This is a genomic window from Halobaculum gomorrense (genome assembly GCF_900129775.1).
Lineage (GTDB): Archaea > Halobacteriota > Halobacteria > Halobacteriales > Haloferacaceae > Halobaculum > Halobaculum gomorrense.
This window is the reverse complement of record NZ_FQWV01000009.1, coordinates 34,484-53,095: the sequence shown is the minus strand read 5'-3', so window position 1 is coordinate 53,095 and position 18,612 is coordinate 34,484. Positions and strand designations below refer to the sequence as shown.

General features: G+C 70.1%; 16 protein-coding genes and 2 tRNA genes. 9 read left to right on the top strand and 9 right to left on the bottom strand.

The features are described from left to right. Positions 1–132: 132 nt before the first annotated feature. Entirely contained in the window at positions 133–828 is a 696-nt protein-coding gene (locus BUE16_RS14115) for a hypothetical protein (RefSeq protein WP_073310862.1), read from the top strand. A gap of 29 nt (positions 829–857) precedes the next feature. Here BUE16_RS14115 and BUE16_RS14110 read toward each other — a convergent pair whose 3' ends face one another. Beyond that, a complete protein-coding gene (locus tag BUE16_RS14110) occupies positions 858–1,313 on the bottom strand; it encodes a UPF0179 family protein (protein WP_073310860.1) in 456 nt (151 codons plus the stop codon). Positions 1,314–1,430: 117 nt separating this feature from the next. Further along, a complete protein-coding gene (locus BUE16_RS14105) occupies positions 1,431–1,814 on the bottom strand; it encodes a DUF5820 family protein (protein WP_143165451.1) in 384 nt (127 codons plus the stop codon). 446 nt (positions 1,815–2,260) lie between these two features. Between BUE16_RS14105 and BUE16_RS14100 the strand changes: the two genes are divergently transcribed. The 5 genes from BUE16_RS14100 to BUE16_RS14080 all read left to right on the top strand — a co-directional run bounded on the left by BUE16_RS14100 (position 2,261) and on the right by BUE16_RS14080 (position 11,511). Next, positions 2,261–4,375: a PrkA family serine protein kinase gene (locus BUE16_RS14100; RefSeq protein WP_073310855.1), complete on the top strand. Its 2,115-nt coding sequence runs from the start codon at positions 2,261–2,263 to the stop codon at positions 4,373–4,375. Position 4,376: 1 nt separating this feature from the next. Beyond that, complete coding sequence (locus BUE16_RS14095; protein ID WP_073310853.1) at positions 4,377–6,680, top strand: PrkA family serine protein kinase; 2,304 nt, start codon at positions 4,377–4,379, stop codon at positions 6,678–6,680. Continuing rightward, on the top strand, positions 6,671–8,005 hold the full coding sequence (locus BUE16_RS14090) for a DUF444 family protein (RefSeq protein WP_073310851.1): 1,335 nt from the start codon (positions 6,671–6,673) through the stop codon (positions 8,003–8,005). Before BUE16_RS14095 ends, BUE16_RS14090 begins: the two co-directional genes overlap by 10 nt. A gap of 4 nt (positions 8,006–8,009) precedes the next feature. Beyond that, on the top strand, positions 8,010–10,001 hold the full coding sequence (locus BUE16_RS14085; protein WP_073310849.1) for a SpoVR family protein: 1,992 nt from the start codon (positions 8,010–8,012) through the stop codon (positions 9,999–10,001). A gap of 79 nt (positions 10,002–10,080) precedes the next feature. Next, on the top strand, positions 10,081–11,511 hold the full coding sequence (locus BUE16_RS14080) for a DASH family cryptochrome (RefSeq protein WP_073310847.1): 1,431 nt from the start codon (positions 10,081–10,083) through the stop codon (positions 11,509–11,511). 182 nt (positions 11,512–11,693) lie between these two features. On the opposite strand, the gene BUE16_RS14075 is transcribed toward BUE16_RS14080, so the two are convergent. The 3 genes from BUE16_RS14075 to BUE16_RS14065 form a co-directional block, all read right to left on the bottom strand. After that, positions 11,694–11,768, bottom strand: a tRNA-Glu gene (locus BUE16_RS14075). Positions 11,769–11,863: 95 nt separating this feature from the next. Beyond that, positions 11,864–12,841 carry a flap endonuclease-1 gene (fen, locus tag BUE16_RS14070; RefSeq protein ID WP_073310845.1) on the bottom strand — a complete coding sequence of 326 codons (978 nt, stop codon included), beginning with the start codon at positions 12,839–12,841 and terminating at the stop codon, positions 11,864–11,866. Positions 12,842–12,901: 60 nt separating this feature from the next. Continuing rightward, positions 12,902–13,555: a GNAT family N-acetyltransferase gene (locus BUE16_RS14065; protein WP_073310843.1), complete on the bottom strand. Its 654-nt coding sequence runs from the start codon at positions 13,553–13,555 to the stop codon at positions 12,902–12,904. 66 nt (positions 13,556–13,621) lie between these two features. Between BUE16_RS14065 and BUE16_RS14060 the strand changes: the two genes are divergently transcribed. Further along, a complete protein-coding gene (locus BUE16_RS14060) occupies positions 13,622–14,206 on the top strand; it encodes a class I SAM-dependent methyltransferase (RefSeq protein ID WP_073310840.1) in 585 nt (194 codons plus the stop codon). A 61-nt stretch (positions 14,207–14,267) separates the two neighbouring features. Continuing rightward, positions 14,268–14,702, top strand: coding sequence for a DUF3054 domain-containing protein (locus tag BUE16_RS14055; RefSeq protein WP_073310838.1), 435 nt, complete (start codon positions 14,268–14,270; stop codon positions 14,700–14,702). A 58-nt stretch (positions 14,703–14,760) separates the two neighbouring features. Here BUE16_RS14055 and BUE16_RS14050 read toward each other — a convergent pair. After that, a tRNA-Ser gene (locus BUE16_RS14050) sits at positions 14,761–14,842 on the bottom strand. Between the two features lie 64 nt (positions 14,843–14,906). Continuing rightward, a complete protein-coding gene (locus BUE16_RS14045; protein ID WP_073310836.1) occupies positions 14,907–15,653 on the bottom strand; it encodes a DUF2064 domain-containing protein in 747 nt (248 codons plus the stop codon). 60 nt (positions 15,654–15,713) lie between these two features. Here BUE16_RS14045 and BUE16_RS14040 point away from each other — a divergent pair, with 60 nt between their 5' ends. Then, positions 15,714–15,932: a hypothetical protein gene (locus tag BUE16_RS14040; RefSeq protein WP_073310834.1), complete on the top strand. Its 219-nt coding sequence runs from the start codon at positions 15,714–15,716 to the stop codon at positions 15,930–15,932. 40 nt (positions 15,933–15,972) lie between these two features. Here BUE16_RS14040 and BUE16_RS14035 read toward each other — a convergent pair whose 3' ends face one another. Together BUE16_RS14035 and gatE are read right to left on the bottom strand one after the other, a co-directional pair. Continuing rightward, a complete protein-coding gene (locus tag BUE16_RS14035) occupies positions 15,973–16,569 on the bottom strand; it encodes a uracil-DNA glycosylase (RefSeq protein WP_073310946.1) in 597 nt (198 codons plus the stop codon). A 113-nt stretch (positions 16,570–16,682) separates the two neighbouring features. After that, the gene (gene gatE / locus BUE16_RS14030; RefSeq protein WP_073310832.1) at positions 16,683–18,557 is read right to left on the bottom strand and encodes a Glu-tRNA(Gln) amidotransferase subunit GatE; all 1,875 of its coding nucleotides are present in this window, start codon (positions 18,555–18,557) and stop codon (positions 16,683–16,685) included. Positions 18,558–18,612: the final 55 nt, after the last annotated feature.

The following is an 18,612-nucleotide window of genomic DNA, read 5'->3' as shown; positions in this document are numbered from 1 at the left end:
TCCGGGACGACCGGGTCGCCGCACCGGCCGTCGTCGCCGCGACTCGCACCGCCGTCCCGACGACGACCCACGATGCCCGACGATCCGGTGCACCCATCGGTGTTTATCGGCCTCGGACACGCACGTCCGCGCATGGACTATCTCGCCGTCGCGGTGCGCTGGCGCGACCTCGCGGCCGACTCCGACGGCTCGCTCGCCGGCAAGCACCGCGTGCTCACGAGGACGGTCGCGCCCGCGATGCGCGAGGCGACCGCCGAGGGAGCGGTGTCGCTGTGGTTCCACTCCTTCTGGGACGCCGCCGGCCGCTATGAGGTGCCGACGCTCCGGGTCGTCTGCGGCGCGGTCGGTGACCCCGCTGAGGCGGGCGCGGCCGTCGCGGACGCACTCGACCGACGAGGACTGACAGACGACGACTACGACGTCGACCTCGCGTACGACGCCGAGCGCCTCCGCGGCTACTGGGGCGACCACCTCGACCTGTGGGTCGAGGCGAAGTCCCGCCTCTCGACGCTCGCGGTCGCGGCCGTCGAGGGGGGCCTCGGCGAATCGTACGCCTTCCACCGGACGGTGAACCGCCCCGGCCACGTGTGGGCGAACATGCTCGGCTGCTCGTACCTGGCGGAGGCGGGCGTCTACGTCGCGCTTGCCCGGGGCTACCTCCGACAGCTCAACCTCGGCGACGGGCCGCAGTCCGACGCCGTCCGCGAGGCGATGACCGACCTCGACCGCGCCGCCGAGCACCTGCCGGACCCGATGCGGGAGCTCGACAGCGCCGAGCTCGCCGCGGTCAACGCCAGCGGCACCCGGACCCCCGAGGGCGGGGAGTAGCACAGCGCGCGCGACTTGTCCCGTGGCGCTTACGCCCCGTCCTCGGGCTCGAACGTCACCGTCGTCAGGTCGCGGCCCAGGTGACACACTTCGTGGGGCGGGTCGCCGTCGACCTCGGCGATGCGGTACTCCTCGTCGAACTCAGCGCCCAGCGGCTCGCACAGCTCGTGGCTCGGGCAGTCGACGTGCGGACACGGTCCCTCCAGCGACGCCCGCGATCCGGCGTACGCGCCCCGCGAGGCGACGTTCGCGGTGACAGCCGCCGGCTCCACCTCGACCGCGCGGACGCTCTCGTCGGCGTGGACAGCGCAGTCGAGCGCCTGCGTCCCGTCGCGCACGTCGGTGACGCGGTAGCGGCGCCCCTCCTCAAGGTTGAGGCACTGGGCGCGGTACGGGCAGCCCTCGCAGGCGCTGGCCTCGCCCTGATAGACGAACTCGGTTCCTGCCTCCGCGAGGCGCGTTCCGATGAGGGTGACGGTGGACATGCCCGTTGGTTCCCACGCGCCGATGATAACGCCGTCGCCGGCGCGATCCGCACGGCCGGCGGTGCGGCCGTCGCGGTCGCCTGCGCGGCGGTCGTCGCCGCGGGCGACTCCGCCGCCTCACTCTCTGCCGGTCAGGTCGTCGAGTTTGTCGAGGTACGCCTCGCGCGGTACCTGATAGGCGCCGCGGTAGTCGATCTCGCCGCCGGCGAACCGCTCGGTCACGTCGACGACGCCGTCGAGCGCGGCCGCGCGGTCGTCGAACGTCGCGGACGCTCCCTCCACCTCCGGTTCGAGAAACAGCGTCACGTGCCACTCGTCGGTCCGCCGCTGGCCGGCGCCCGGCCGCGCGCGGCGCGAGCCGTCGGTGAGGTACACCGTGGGGAGACACGGCGCGGGGAACCGGTCGGCGTCGAACACGTCCGGTCGGTACACGACGATCGCCCGGCCGTTCGGCTCTTCGGTCCACAGCCGCCACCCCTCGCCGAGCGTGTCTTCGGGCAATTCGCCTGCGGACTCGTCGGTCATAGCGGCCCTTGTCGGCCGGACGGCTTAGGCACCACGCTCGGCGCACCGACCGTCGCCGCGTGCGGGGGATCCGCCGCGTTCGTGGCTGTGAAAACGGTATTCCGCGTCTCGGCGCGATCCCGAACCGATCGAGGGCGTGACGGTACCGGTGTCATTTGCCGACAGGTTTATGTGTGTTAACACCCACCACAACATATAGTCTCGGTCCACCACGGGACGGAGGCAACGACCCCCACCGGCCGCCCTCACGACGAGTTCTGTAGGAGACGAGCAGCGCCGGTCACACGCGGTCGCGTGGTATGAGTAGCCATGACGGTCCAGCGGCGCTTGAGTCGGCTCCGATGGGGCGGGCGTCGGAACCGACGCCGGGTGCCTGCACAGCGGGACCGTTCGCGGTCGTCCCCGCACACGTGGCCCCACACATGAGTGATCAGACCGACAACGCGACCAGCCCCACGCCGGGGGAGGCATCGAGGACGCACACGCTCGCGGAGCTCAGCCGGGAGTACGAGCGGTCCGTCCCGGCTGACCTCCGGGAAGCCAAGTCTTTCGAGTGGTACCTCGAAGAACTGGTGTCCGACCCGCGCGTCGCGCGCAACGCCCACCAGCGCGTCGCCGACATGTTCGACCACTACGGCACGCGCTACGACGAGGACGCCGGGGTCGTGGAGTACTTCCTCGCGTCGGAAGACCCACTCCACGACGGCGAGAACGCCTTCTACGGCCGAGAGGTCCACGAGTCCATCCACGAGTTCGTCAACAAGGTGAAGTCGGGCGCGCGCGGGCTGGGTCCCGAAAAGCGCATCAAGCTCCTGCTCGGCCCCGTCGGCTCCGGCAAGAGCCACTTCGACTGGCTCGTCCGGCGCTACTTCGAGGACTACACCCGCAGCGACGAAGGCCGGATGTACACCTTCCGGTGGACCGACCTCTGCTCGGTCATCGAGGACCAGGACCCGGGCGACGACACGGTCCGGTCGGCGATGAACCAGGACCCGATTGTCTTGCTCCCGCAGGAACAGCGCGACGAGGTGATCGCCGACCTGAACGAGCGGCTCGACGCGCCGTACACGATCCGCAACGAGCAGAGCCTCGATCCGGCGTCGGGCTTCTACATGGACGAACTCCTCGCCCACTACGAGGACGACCTCCAGGCGGTGTTGGAGAACCACGTCGAGGTGATCCGCCTCGTCGCCGACGAGAACCAGCGACGCTGCATCGAGACGTTCGAGCCGAAAGATAAGAAGAATCAGGACGAGACGGAGCTCACCGGCGATGTCAACTACTCGAAGCTCGCGGTGTACGGGGAGAACGACCCGCGGGCGTTCGACTACGCGGGCGCGTTCTGCAACGCCAACCGCGGCATCTTCTCGGGCGAGGAGCTGTTGAAGCTCCAGCGGGAGTTCCTCTACGACTTCCTGCACGCCAGCCAGGAGCAGACGATCAAGCCGCGCAACAACCCGCGGATCGACATCGACCAGGTGATCGTCGGCCGGACGAACATGCCCGAGTACCGGGACAAGAAGGGCGACGAGAAGATGGAGGCGTTCAACGACCGCACCAAGCGGATCGACTACCCGTACGTCCTCGAGTACGAGCAGGAGGCGGAGATCTACCGGAAGATGCTGCGCAACGCCGACGTGCCCGACATCCACATCGAGCCCCACGCCATGGAGATGGCCGGCCTGTTCGGCGTGCTCACCCGCGTCGAGGAGCCGACCGACGAGTCCGTCTCGCTCGTCCAGAAGGCGAAGGCGTACAACGGCGAGATCGACGAGACCGACGAGATCGACGAGCGCAAGCTCAGGGAGAACGGCGACCGTGCGGCCGACATCGCCGAGGGGATGGAGGGCGTCTCCGCCCGGTTCATCGGCGACGAGATCGCCGAGGCGATCATGGACTCCCGGCACCGCGGCCGCGGCTACCTGTCGCCGCTGGCGGTGTTCAAGCACTTCGAGGGAAATCTGGAGAACCACGGGTCGATCCCGGAGGAGAAGCTCGACACCTACCACCGCTACCTTGAGCTCGTCCGCGAGGAGTACAAAGAGCGCGCCATCGAGGACGTGCGCCACGCGCTCGCGTACGACGTGGACGAGATCCGGCGGCAGGGCGAGAAGTACATGGACCACGTGATGGCGTACATCGACGACACGACCGTCGAGGACGACCTCACCGGGCGCGAGCAGGAGCCCGACGAGACGTTCCTCCGGTCGGTCGAGGAGAAGCTGGAGGTGCCCGGCGACCGCAAGGACGACTTCCGCCAGGAGGTCGCCAACTGGGTCAGCCGCCGCGCCCGCGAGGGGTCGAGCTTCGACCCCCAGGAGAACGACCGCCTGCGCCGCGCCCTCGAGCGGAAGCTGTGGGAAGACAAGAAGCACAACATCAACTTCTCCGCGTTGGTGTCGGCCGGGGAGCTCGACGACGACGAGCGTGCCGCGTGGGTCGACGCCCTGACCGAGCAGGGCTACTCCGCTGAGGGCGCCCGTGAGGTGCTGGAGTTCGCCGGCGCGGAGGTCGCCAAAAGCGAGCTTGAGGACTGAGATGACCGACACCACCGACTCAACGGACTACCTTGCGCGCGCGGACGAGGCGCTCGAGGGCGCCTACGAGCCGCCGCGGTCGCTCGCGGAGTTCGTTGACTTGGCGTTCGAGCGCCCGGCGGTCGCCAGCCACGCCGCCAGGTACGTGCTGTCGGCGATCGAATCGATGGGCACCCGAACCGTCGTCGAGGAGGGCGTCGAGCGCCAGCGCTACCGCTTTTTCGACGACCCAGCGAACGACGGCGAGCACGCCGTCCTCGGCAACACCGGCGTGCTCAACGCCTTCGTCGACGACCTCCGCACCGTCGCGGCCGGGCGCGGGAAAGAAGAGAAGATCCACTGGTTCGACGGGCCGACCGCGACCGGGAAATCGGAGCTGAAGCGCTGTCTGATCAACGGGCTGCGCGCGTACTCGAAGACCGAGGCGGGACGGCGCTACACCGTCGAGTGGAACATCGCCGCCCGCGACGACGAGCGGAGCCTCAGCTACGCCCCCGACGACGACGCGGACGACGACTGGTACGAGTCGCCGGTGCAAGCGAACCCGCTGTCGGTGTTCCCCCCGGAGGTACGCGCCGACCTCGTCGACGCGCTAAACGCGGAACACGACGACCACATCCCGATCCGGGCGGAGTCGGATCTCGACCCGTTCAGCCGCGAGGCGTTCGATATCCTGGAGGAGCGCTACCGCCGGACCGGCCGCCGCGACCTGTTCTCGGCGGTGACCGACCGCCGGCACCTGCGGGTGAAGAACTACGTCGTCGATGTGGGCAAGGGGATCGGCGTCCTCCACGCTGAGGACGACGGCTCGCCGAAGGAGCGGCTCGTCGGCTCGTGGATGCCGGGGATGCTCCGCGAGCTGGACGCCCGCGGTCGAAAGGATCCTCGCGCCTTCAGCTACGACGGCGTGCTCTCGCAAGGTAACGGCCTGCTCACTGTCGTCGAGGACGCCAGCCAGCACGCAGACCTGCTGCGGAAGCTGCTGAACGTGCCCGACGAGAAGCGCGTGAAGCTCGACAAGGGCATCGGGATGGACCTGGACACGCAGCTGGTCGTCATCTCGAACCCGGATCTGGACGCCGAGCTGGAGCAGTTCGCCGACCGCAACGACCGCGACCCGCTGAAGGCGCTCAAGCGCCGGCTCGACCGTCACGAGTTCCGCTACCTCACCAGCGTCTCGCTGGAGACGGAGCTGATCCACCGCGAGCTCACCGACGAGACGGGCGTCTGGGCCGCCGCGGTCGATGCGGCCGACCCCGAGACCGAACACGAGCGGCTGCGCGAGCGGATGGCCGCGCCGCTGTCGATCCGACTGCGCGACGACGACGGACGGGTGCGGACGCGGGAGCTGGCGCCGCACGCGCTGGAGGCGGCGGCGACGTACGCCGTCGTGACGCGCCTCGACGCCGAGGACCTGCCCGCCTCGATCGGGCTGGTCGACAAGGCGCTGCTGTTCGATCGCGGCGCGGTCCGCGACGGCGAAGAGCGCGTCGCCGCAGACGAGTTTGACTTCGACGGCGACGACGGCGCCCACGGGATCCCCGTGACGTACACCCGCGACACGATCGCGGACCTGCTCCACGGCGAGACCGACCGCGCGCACCCCGACCTCCCGGTCGAGGACGTGCTCACGCCCGAGGACGTGCTCCACGCGATGGCCGAGGGGCTGTCGGCGGCGCCGGTGTTCTCGCGCGCGGAGGTCGCGGAGTACGAGAACCGGCTGGCGACGGTGAAAGACCACGTGTTCGAGCTACAGGAGGCGGACGTGCTCGACGCGGTGCTCGCGGACAAGGGCGTCGCCGAGGAGACCGTCGAGGAGTACGTCGCGCACGTGTTCGCGTGGAACGCCGACGAGCAGGTGGAGACCGACCGCGGCGCCGTCGATCCGGACCCGCTGTTGATGAAGGTGTTCGAGACCGAGCACCTCGGCCGGTTCGACGAGGACGACTACCACGGCAACGAGCCCGGCGGGGAGGTCGAGACGTTCCGCAGGGACACCGTGATAACGGCGCTGAACCGCTACGCGTGGGAGCACCGCGACGACGACTTCGGCGTCGCCGACGTGGACCTGTCGACGGTCCCCGTCATCCGCGCGGTGCTGGAGGCCCACTCGTGGGAGGACGTCCGCCGCATTCACGAGGACCTGGACCCGTCGCAGTGGGACGACCCGCCGGCGAACACGGAGACCGCGCGCGTGAAGGAGCGCACCATCGAGCACATGACCACCGAACAGGGGTACAGCGAGGCGTCCGCGGAGTTGACCAGCAGACACGTGATGCGCGAGGTGAACGGCCGATGGGACTGAGGGAGGACCTCGAACGGTTCCGCGAGATCGGCGACGAGCGGCGCCCCGACCTCGCGGAGTTCATCCGCGAGGGCGACCTCTCGGGCTCCTCGCACGACGCCGTCCGCATCCCGGTGAAGCTCGTCGACCTCCCGTCGTTCGAGTACGACAGGCGCGACATGGGCGGCGTCGGCCAGGGCGACGGTGGGACGCCGGAGCCGGGCCAGCCCGTTGACGTGCCTGGCGACCCCGGGGACGCCGACGGCGAGGGCGACGAGGAGGGCGACCCCGGCGAGGAGGGCGGCGAGCACGGCTACTACGAGATGGACCCCGAGGAGTTCGCCCGGGAGCTCGACGAGGAGCTGGGACTGGATCTGGAGCCGAAGGGCAAGCGCGTCGTCGAGGAGGTGGAGGGCGACTTCACCGAGCTGACGCGCGCGGGCCCGAACTCCACGCTCGACTTCGAGCAGCTGTTCAAACGCGGGCTCAAGCGGAAGCTCGCGACCGACTTCGACGAGGCGTACGTCCGGGAGGCGTGCCGCGTCGCCGGCGCCGACGCCCGCGACGTGTTCGAGTTCTGCCGCGCGGAGAACGTGCTCGTCTCGCTGGCGTGGGTCCGCGAGGCGATGAACGACATCGCCGAGGAGGGCGTCTCGCTCGACGAGTACGCCTCCTTCGACGAGTTCGCCGAGCGCGTCGAGCGCGACCCCGTCAGCGCGCGCATCCGGCGGGACGGCCTGCGCGACGTGCCGTTCCGCCGCGAGGACGAGCGCTACCGCCAGCCGGAGGTGATCGAAAAGAAACAGAAGAACGTCGTGGTCGTCAACATCCGCGACGTGTCCGGCTCGATGCGCAAGACGAAGCGCGAGCTGGTCGAGCGGACGTTCACGCCGCTGGACTGGTACCTCACGGGGAAGTACGACGAGGCCGAGTTCCGCTACGTCGCCCACGACGCCGACGCGTGGGAGGTCGAGCGCGGGGAGTTCTTCGGCATCCGCTCGGGCGGGGGCACGCGCATCTCCAGCGCCTACGAGCTGGCCGCCGAGATCCTCGAGGAGTACCCGTTCAGCGACTGGAACCGCTACGTGTTCGCCGCCGGCGACTCGGAGAACTCCAGCAACGACACCGTCGAGAACGTCGTCCCGCTGATGCGGGAGATCCCGGCGAACCTCCACGCCTACGTGGAGACCCAGCCCGGCGGCAACACAATCAACGCCACCCACGCCGAGGAGATCGAGCGGGAGCTGGCCGACCGCGACGACGTCGTCGTCGCGCGCGTCGGCGGCCCCGAGGACGTGACCGACGCGATCCGAACGATCCTCTCGACGGAGGGGACCGAGGAGTGAACTCATGATCCATGACGACAGAGTCGCGACCCGCCGCGTCGCCGCGGAACTGGCGGAGCCAGCCGAGCGCGCCAGAGAGCTGGCCGAGAGGCTCGGGCTCCGCCCGTACCCGGTGAACTACTGGGTCGTGACCCACGACGAGATGAACGAGCTCATCGCCTACGACGGGTTCCAGACGCGGTACCCGCACTGGCGGTGGGGGATGAAGTACGACCGCCAGCGCAAGCAGGACACCTTCGGGATGGGGAAGGCGTTCGAGATCGTCAACAACGACAACCCCTGTCACGCGTTCCTCCAGGAGTCGAACGCGCCGGCCGACCAGAAGGCCGTCATCACCCACGTCGAGGCGCACGCGGACTTCTTCCGCAACAACGAGTGGTTCGGCCGCTTCGCCGGCGACCGCGAGGACCCGGACGCCGCCGCGATGCTCGAACAGCACGCCGAGACGATCGCGGGGTACGCGGCGGACCCCGAGATCGACCGCGAGGACGTCGAGCGACTCATCGACGCCGTGCTGTGCGTCGAGGACACCATCGACCAGCATCGCGCGCTTGCGGCCGAGCGCGGCGGCGACGAGGACCTGGCGGAGGAACTGACGGACATCGAGGAGCGCCTCGACCGGCTCGGGCTGTCCGCGGAGGTGCGCGACCAGGTGTTCGACCCCGAGTGGGTCGACGACCAGCGCGACCGCGAGCCCCTGCCCGAGCCGCGCCCGGACGTGCTCGCGTACCTCCGCGAGCACGGCACGCGGTTCGACGAGTCGGAGGGGAAGGCCGTCGAGCGCGAACCGTGGATGGACGAGGTGATCGAGGTCCTACGCCGGGAGGCGTACTACTTTGCGCCCCAGCGCATGACGAAGGTGATGAACGAGGGGTGGGCGAGTTACTTCGAGTCGCTGATGATGGGCGACGAGCGGTTCGCGGGCGACGACGAGTTCGTCACCTACGCCGACCACATGGCGCGGGTGCTGGGGTCGCCGGGGCTCAATCCCTACAAGCTGGGGTTCGAGATCTGGCGGTACGTCGAGAACGGCGCGAACCGCCGCGAGGTCGTCGACAAGCTGCTGCGCGTCGAGGGGGTCACGTGGCGCAACTTCCACGACGTGATCGACTTCGACGAGGTCGCGGCGACACTCGAACCGGACCCGGAGATCGCGGGCGTCACCGGGGACACGCTTGATGACATGGACCCCGAGGACCCCCGCGTCGACGCCGAGGCGCTCGCGCGGGCGACGGCGGGCGATCTCGACGCCGACGCGTACCCGTGGGCCGTCCTCACCTACGAGGGGCTGTGCGAGCGCCACTTCTCGCTGGCCAAGCCCGCCAACCGCGGCTTCCTCGAACGGATCGGTCGCGGTGAGCTAGAGCGGGTCGCCCGGTACATGTTCGACGACGAGGTGTATCCGGACGTGGAATCGGCGCTCGCGGACGTCGACTACGGTGCCGGCTGGGCGCGCATGCGCGAGGTGCGCGAGAGCCACAACGACGTGACGTTCATCGACGAGTTCCTCACCGAGGAGTTCGTCGTCGAGGGCAACTACTTCACCTACGAGTACTCCGAGGCCGCCGAGGAGTACCGGGTCGCCAGCGTCGACCCCGACGACGTGAAGCGCAAGCTCCTCCTGCGGTTCACCAACTTCGGGAAGCCGACCGTCGCGGTGTACGACGGCAACTACGACAACCGGGGCGAGCTGCTGCTTGGGCACCGCTACAACGGCGTCGCGCTCGATATCGAGCAGGCGAAACGGACGCTCGAACGTGTGTTCGAACTGTGGGGACGGCCGGTGAACCTCGCGACGATCGTCACCGAGTACGACGACCACGAGGTCGAGGTCGCCCGCCGCCGCGGCCGCGAGCCCCGCGGCGACGAGGTGCCGATCCGGCTCCGCTACGACGGAGAGACGGTCGAGCGGCACGCGCTGGAGCCCGATCTGGCCGAGCAGATCGCCGCCGACGATGTCGACTACGACACCACGCCCGAGGAGTGGCTGGCCTGACCGCGCCGTCGCAGACGGTCCCCACAGTGACTCCCCGTCCGGCCCGTGAGTTCTTGCCGCTGGCGCCCCTGCTGTATCCGTGACCCACTCCACCGCGGTCGTCTGGTTTCGCCGGGACCTCCGCGTCCACGACAACGAGGCGCTGACCGAGGCCGCCGTAGCCGACGAGGTGCTCCCAGTGTACGCGTTCGCTCCCGACGACTACGACGAGCGGGAGTACGGCGGACGCGGCTCCTTCCGATTCCAGAAGACGGGACCACACCGGACGCGCTTCCGCCTGGAGTCGGTCGCCGACCTCCGAGAGCGACTCCGCGAGCGGGGGTCCGACCTCGTCGTCCGTCACGACCGCCCCGAGCGGGTGGTGCCGGCGGTGGCGTCGGCGGTCGACGCCGACTCGGTCCACTTCCACACCGTCCCGGCGCCCGAGGAGACGGCCGTCGAGAACGCTGTGAAGCGCGAGCTCGCGGCGCTCGACGTGGCCGCCAGGCGGCACTGGGGGCACACGCTCCACCACATCAACGACCTCCCGATGGCGTACACCGAGGTGCCGGACACGTACACGACGTTCCGCAAGCGCGTCGAGGCCGACTCGACCGTCCGCGACACCCTCGGTACCCCCGCGCTCCCGGCTGGGCCCGTCGACGCCGTCGGCGCGGGCGAGCTCCCGGACCCGGAGACGCTCGGCGTCGAGGCGAGGCGCCCGGACGAGCGGGGCGTACTCACGTTCGAGGGGGGCGAGGCGGCCGGACTCGACCGCCTGGAGCGGTACGTCTGGGAGGCCGACCGGCTCCGCGAGTACAAGGAGACGCGCAACGGCCTGCTGGGGGAGGGGTACTCCTCGAAGCTCTCGGCGTGGCTCAACGAGGGCTGTCTGTCTCCCCGCCGAGTCGCCGCGGAGGTGGACCGCTACGAGGACCTGCGCGTGTCGAACGACTCGACGTACTGGCTGCTGTTCGAGCTCCGCTGGCGCGACTTCTTCCAGTTCCAGGTGCCAAAACACGGCGGCCAGTACTTCGCGAGGGAGGGCATCCGCGAGCGGGAGGACATCGACTGGCGGGACGACGAGTCGGCGTTCGAGCGGTGGGCCGCCGGCGAGACCGGGGTCCCGTTCGTCGATGCCAACATGCAGGAGTTGAACGCCACGGGCTACATGAGCAACCGGGGTCGGCAGAACGCCGCCTCGTTTCTCGCCAACGACCTCCGGGTCGACTGGCGCCGCGGGGCCGCCTACTTCGAGACGCAGCTGGTCGACTACGACGCCGCCTCCAACTACGGCAACTGGGCGTACATCGCCGGCGTCGGGAACGACTCGCGGGACCGCTCGTTCGACGTGGTGAGCCAGGCGCGGCGGTACGACTCGGAGGGCGAGTACGTCACGCACTGGCTTCCGGAGCTCGGCGACTTGCCGGCCGACCGTGTGCATGAACCGTGGACGCTGAGTGATCAGGAACAGGCCGAACACGGGGTGGAGCTCGGCGTCGACTACCCGGAGCCGATGGTCCGGTTGTAGCTCGGTGACCGCGCGGCTCTGGTCGGATCGGGTTGGGCCGGCGGCGAGAACGCGGATGCTCGCTCAGGCAGGGATGTGCACCACGCCGAGACGGTCGCCCTCGCTCCGCTCGGTCGCTGCGTCCCGTCTACTTCAGAATCCCTCCCTGCGCGCTTCGCTCGCGTCTTCGACGCTCGCTGTAGTGCTCGGTCAGGGATTTGAACCCTGGTCGTCGGCTCGAAAGGCCAACATGATTGGCCGGACTACACCAACCGAGCGCATCACCAGCTACCCGGCGCGGTGTGTTAATGCCATCGGATCCGACCGCGGGCGGCGTCCCTGTCTGCGAGCGTTCGGGGTCGCGAGGGCTCGCTCACGTCCAGTCGTCGAGTCCGGTCTGCGTGAGCGCCCCCTCGATGCGCTCGAAGCCGCGTTCGACCTCGTCGGGGTCGACCTCCCACTCGTCGACGACGTACGCGCGGGCGGCGGCCACGTCGGGCGTGATCGTCGTGTCGACCTCGTAGTCGTCGGAGACGGGCGGCGAGTGGAAGAACTCGCGGATGCGCTCGGCGTCCGGAATCTCGGCGTCGCGCGCCGAAAGCACGGAGAACAGGTCGCCGTGTTCCGTCACCGCCTTCAGCGCCGTCTTCGGGCCGATTCCGCGGACGCCCTCGTTGAAATCGGTGCCGCACAGCATCGCCACGTCGACCAGTTGCTCGTAGGTAATGTCGTGGTCCGCGAGCGTCGCCTCCAGGTCCATCAGCTCGGGGCTCCCCTTCGAGGTGAGCTGTCGGAGCGTGCGCGGGCCGCCAAACAGCATCGTGTCGTAGTCCTCGCTGCCCGAGTAGTCGGCGTCGCCGACGCGGTTCATGTACGCGCACTGGGCCTCCCCCTCCGCGGGCGCCTCGACGACCGGCACGTCGAGCAGACGCAGCAGCTCCCGGGAGGTCTCGTGAATCGTGTCCGTGAGCCGCTGGGTGCGCGCGTCCAGGCGCGCGACCTCGACAGCGTCGCCGCGCTCCTCGGCCTCCTCCTTGCGCTCTTGGGCCCGCTCGCGCGCCTTGCGGCGCTTTGCCACCTCGTCGTCCTTCAGGTCCGTGACGCCGCCGTCGAAGACGAACACCGGCGTGAGGTCGTTGTCGAGGAACTTCGGGAGGCCCTGCACGATGCCGATGAGGTTCGCGACCTCCTCGCCCTCCTCGGTGGTGTAGCGGCGGTCGCTGGTGAACTTGACCGTCGTCGTGAGGTAGCGGTACAGCCAGTTGTGGGCGTCGACCGCGACCACCCCGGAGAGGTCCTCGAACGCGACCTCCTCGATGTGTGCGATGTCACGCAGGTCCGCGTTTCCCATTGTCGGGGCATGGAGGCGGCGGCGTTTGAAGCTCCCGAGTCAAGCGCGATTCGCGGTCGCTCAGCGGAGGTCGACCGGTGGCGGCCCGCGATCGCGCTTCCGCTCGGCGAACGCCCGCTCGTCGTCGTCCACGTCGTCGCGGGCGCCGATGGTCGCTAGCCCCTCGCAGTAGGTGGTCGGATCGACGGTCGCGGACCCGCGAGCGGGTCGCTCCAACACGAGCTCCGCGATGCCCGTCTCGCGGCCGGTCCACGCGAAGCCGGCCTTGTGAAGCGCCTCGTAGCTGTAGGCGTTGTTGACGGCGATGCGGACGCGCTCGTAGCCGCGGTCGGCGGCGCGGGCGACGACGAACGCGCACAGCCGCGGGCCGATCCCCTCGCCGCGTCGCTCGCGGCGGACGGTGACGTAGCGGAGCCACAGCGCGCCCGCGTCGCTGCGGTCCTCGTTGAACGCCACCGCGCCGGCGGGTTCGACGTACTCGCGCTTCGGGTCGTCCGGGATCCGGAACTCCGCGGACCCGTCGCCAGTGCCGTCGACCGTATCGCCGTCGCCGGCGCGGCCGTCGGTGCTGTCGTCGGTATCGCCGTCCTCGCCGTCGATCGCGACGACCTTTCCAGTGCTCGACATGACGAACTTCCCGGCGTAGGCGTACTCCCGGTGGTCGAGGCGGACGACGACGCCGTCCTCGGGCCACCCGAGCAGTCGAAACTCCACACGTCGACTACGTGCGGCTGGGACTTCAGCGCCACGACTAACCCCTCGCATCCTCTCGATCCGGGCATGTTCGGTCACGGCGACGTGGGGTTCTTCGACCGTATCGCCCCCCTGTACGACGCCGCTATGCCGCCCGCCCACGCCGAGGACCTGCGCGCGGGGCTGGCATTCGCGCACCGCCCGATCGAACGCGTCGTGGACCTGGGCGGCGGGACCGGGCGCGCGAGTCGAACGCTCCGGGATCTGGGGATCGACGCGACCGTCGTCGACTACTCCGCGGGGATGCTCCGGCGCGCCCGCGACGACGGGCTCGCGGCGGTGCGGGCCGACGCCGCGACCCTCCCGGTCCGCGACGCGGGCGTCGACGCGGTCGTCGTCACCGACGCGCTCCACCACTTCCCCGACCCTGAGGCGGCGGTCCGGGAGGTCGCCCGCACGCTGGCGCCGGGCGGCGTGCTCGTCGTCCGCGAGTTCGACCCGTCGACGCGCCGCGGGCGGGCGCTTGCGGCGTTGGAGTCGGTCGCGGGCATGGACTCGCGGTTCTTCGCCGCGGACGCGCTCGCCGCCGTGTTCGACGACGCGGGACTGCGCGGCCACGTCGTCGACCCGGGATTCGGGTACACCGCCGCCGGCGTGAAGCCGAGTGCATAGCGCCGACGTGAGGCCGACCGCGGAACGCGGGCGTTAAGCCGGACCGGACGAACGGGCGGGTATGGCAACGGACACGGGCTCGGACTCGTTCCTCGCGAACCGGCTCGACCGCGCCGCGCTCCCGCTCGCGGTCGGCGACCTGCTCATTATTGTCGCGTTCATTTACGTCGGCACGCTCCGGCACGGAACCGTCCCGCTCCCCCCGTCGGGCGCGGGCGACGTGCTCGCGCTGCTGACCGTGGCGGCGCCGTTCCTCCTCGGCTGGGTCGTCGCCGCGCCGCTGATCGGCGCCTACTCCGCCGGCGCCGTCGAATCGGCGAAAGCGTCGGTGCCGCTGGCGGTCCGGTCGTGGATCCCCGCGGCCGTCATCGGTCTGATCATCCGCGCGACGCCGATCGTCGACGGCGGCGTCGCGATCACCTTCGCGGTCGTGATGTTGGTCGTCGGCTCGGTGTCGCTTGGCCTCTGGCGGTATGTCGCCGGGCAGTTCCTGTAGCGGCGGTCGCACCGCTCACACGTCGTCGCGCATCGGACCTCGTCGCCGTCGAGAAGTTCGGTGGGGCTGGGATTCGAACCCAGGAGGCTTGCGCCATCTGCTTTCAAGGCAGACGCAATAGGCCACTCTGCCACCCCACCACGAGTCGTCCTTTCGCGGTCTGCATCTAAGTCCTAACGGTCGGCCGCCGGCGCCGACGCCGGCTCACCCGTCGACGACGACCGCGCCGTCGCGCACGCGCAGCCCGTGCTCGTGGACGAACGTCGCGGTGTGCTCGGGCACGACCCGCTCGGTTTCGATCCGGCTCCACACCACCGGCAGGAGGTCGCGCAGGTCGGCTGCGGTCTCGACGCTGACGTGCATCGAGAGGAACTCGACGCGGTGGCCGGCGTCGTTCGCGCGGTCGACGAGTGTCTTCAGTTCTGCCCCCTCGAAGGCGTCGGCGTAGTCGATAGGCGCGGTGAAGCCCGCGTAGTACGTCCGCCCGCGCGTCGACGGGCCGAGGACGGTCTGGTTCTGCCGGAGCTTCATGGCCGCCGAGTCTATCACCGTCCGGGTGAGCAGGGGGGCGGTGCCGCGAGCCACCGCGACCGAGTCGACGCCCTCCTCGCGAAGGAGGTGGGTCGCGGTGTTGCCCGCGCGCGCCGACAGCGTCGAGCCGACCTGCGGCTCGAAGCGCGCCTCGGTCACGTCGTCGAGTGCATCGCCGGCGAGCGCACGCAGTTCGGCCTCGCTGTCGGTGTCGGTGACGTACTCGTTGGGGAGGAGCTCGTCCGGACGGTAGTTGACGAGCAGGTCACCGCCCGAGCGCTCGACGGCGCGGAACGTGTCCTTGAGGCTTGCCGCGTACAGGTCAGCGGCCCCCGCGGCCGACAGCGGCGTCGTCTCGGCGATATCGGGCAAGGCGAGTCCGGGGCGAGGCGGGTCCGCAAGGACGGCGACGACGGTCATACCGCGAGGTGGGGCGCGAGCGATAAAGGGATTTATCAAACGCCGCGCTGCAGCCTCGGCATGGACCCGACCGCGCTCCTCGTCCGCCTCGGCTCGCTGCTGTCCGTGTTCGTCGGCGCTGCCGCCCTCGCCCTGCTGCTCGTCGACGGGGTCGCCGGCGGCGCCGTCGCGCCCGCCGGAGTCGTCGCGACGCTCGGACTGCTCGTCGTTGCCGTCGTCGCCGCGATCGTAAGGGGGCGTCGGGACGCGCTCGCTCGGTGGGAGACACCGTACTGGTGAAGCGGGGCCGGCCGGCGGCGTTCGGTCCCTCGCCGCCGGCTCAGCGGCTTCGCCGCCCCTTCGTCTGCCGGTAGTCGCGTGAGAAGACGTTCTCCCTGACGTGCTCGACGAACCGGTCGGCGTCCGCGTCAGTAAGGTCGCCGAGCGCCTTCATCGGCAGGAGCTCGAACCCCCTGCCGCGGACCGTGGTCGCATGTTCGGCGTCGGCGTCGAAGGAGTCGGGCGCGCGGGTGGTGTACTCGATCGCGAGCGCCTCCAGCGCCCGCTGGCCGACGGGGACGATCAGCTCGGGGTTGATCATTCGGACCTCGGCGGTGAGGAAGGCGTCGCAGTTGCGCACCTCCTCGTCTGTCGGACCGCGCTCCGGGTGTCGACACCGCGTGAGGTAGGTCGTGTAGACGTTCTGGAGGTCGGGCTCGTCGGCGTCCGCCGGCGAGCGCGAGAGGCCTAGATCACCGAGCACGCGCTGGATGCGCTCGCCGGGCTCGTCGCCGGTGAACGGAACGCCCGTGCGCTCGGCCCCGGCGCTGGGCGCCGCTCCGAGGACCAGCACCTCCGCCTCCGCGTCGCCGTAGCCGTGGACGACCCGATCCCGGCACTCGGCCAGCGCGGGACAGTGCTGGCAGTCGGTGTCCATCCCGTAGGGGTTCGAGAGTTCCTCCTGGTGGGGCACTGTCGGCGTGTCGGGTCCGGGCGAGAATAATCGTACGGGTCGCGGGTCGCCGTCGGAGCGCCGAGACCGCAGCCGCCTCAGGCGCGCTTTTGGATCTCCTCGCGGAGCACGTCGCTGACGACTTCCCCGTCGGCCTTGCCCCGCAGGGCGCCCATCGCTTCGCCCATCAGTCCCGAGAAGGCGCCCATCCCCTCGGCGTCGACCTGCTCGGCGTTGCGCTCGACGACCTCGGCGACCGCCTCACGAACTTCGTCCTCGTTGACGCCCGACAGCCCCGCCTCCTCGACGGCCTCGGGTGCCGACAGCCCGGGATCCTCCGCGAGCACCGTCAACACGTCGCCGACGCCCTCCTTCGCGAGATCGCCGTCCTCGACGAGCCCGAGCACGTCACGGAGGTGGTCGTCGGTCAGCTCACCGACCGGCACGTCGTGGCGGCGCAGTTCCGTCAGCGTCGATTCCAGCGTCGTCGCCGCGAAGGTGGGGTCGACGCCGTCGGCGACGACCGACTCGAACAGCGGCATCCGGCGGCCGTACGCGACCTGCTCGGCCAGTCCGGCGCCGAGGCCGTACTCCGCCTGATAGCGGTCGACCTTCTCGGTGAGGAGTTCGGGCGTCTCGACCTCGCTCGGATCCGGCTCGACGGGCGGCACGTCCGTCTCGGGGTACAGCCGAGCGGCCCCCGGCAGCGGCCGCATGTAGCGGGTCGTACCGTCGTCGTTGGCGCCGCGGGTCTCCTCGGGGACGCCGTCGATCGCCGTCTCCGCGCGCTCGGCGGCCGCCTCGATGGCGAGTTCGGCGGTCTCGGGGTCGTCGGCGACGAGCGCGACCGCGTCGTCCTCGCCGGCGTCAACGGCCTCCCGCAGCGCGTCGACCTCGGCGTCGGTGACGCCGTAGGCGGGCAGTTCGTCGGTGTGGAAGATGCCGCCGGCGCCGTGGCGCTTCGCGTGATCGGACAGCTCCGTGCCGAGGCGGCGGTCGGGTGCGATCTCCGTCCCGACGAGACCGTCGAAGCCCGCCAGGCGGACCGCGTGCACGACGCCCCCCGAGTTCAGCGCGCCCGCGATGACGCCGGAGTCGGTGTCCGCGAACGCGTCGGTCACGTCGACCGGGTCGCCGGCGGCGGCGCCGCGCTCGTCGAGCTCCGCGGCGATGTCGACGAGCTCCTTCTGGCGCCGTACCTCGGTCTCGACGATCTCGGCGATCTGGTCGAGCGCCTGCACGCCCTTGATCTCGACGCGCGCGCCCTCGGCGATCGAGACGTTCACGTCTTGGCGGATGGTGCCGAGCCCGCGCTTGACCGTGCCCGTCGAGCGCAGCAGCATGCCGATGCGCTGGGCGGCCTCGCGGGCCTGTGCCGGCGTCGAGATGTCCGGCTTCGTGCCGATCTCCACGAGGGGGATCCCCAGCCGGTCCAGCGAGTAGCGGACGCCCTCGTCTGTCTCCTCGACGCGCTTGGCCGACTCCTCCTCAAGCATGAGGTCCTCGATGCCGACGGGACCGTCCTCGGTCTCGATCTCGCCCTCCTGTGCGAGCAGCGTCGAGCGCTGGAAGCCGGAGGTGTTCGAGCCGTCGATGACGATCTTGCGCATCACGTGCGCCTGGTCGACGACGTGCATGTCGAGCAGGTCGGCGATCTGCATCGCCACCTCGAGCGCCTCCCCGTCGAGTTCGTGGGGCGGTTCGTCGTCCTCCTCGACGAGGCAGGTCGTGTCGTACGCGAGGTACTCGAAGGTGCGGTCCACCTGCGACTCCTCCAGGGCGGCCTCGTCGATCTCGCCCAGCTCCGACTTGGTCGGGTGGAGGTAGCGCGTGATCGTCCGCTGCGACTCCTCGGGGTCGTGCAGCGTCGTCGGCGAGTCACAAAACAGCTTCGTCGCAGTGTCGAGCTGCTGGTGGATCTCCAGCCCCGCGACGAGGCCGAGCTCCTCGGGGTCGAACGAGCGGTCGGTCATTGCGCGAACCTGCGGCGGCCGGGGAGAAAAAAGGGTGTGAGTCGGGGGCGAACCG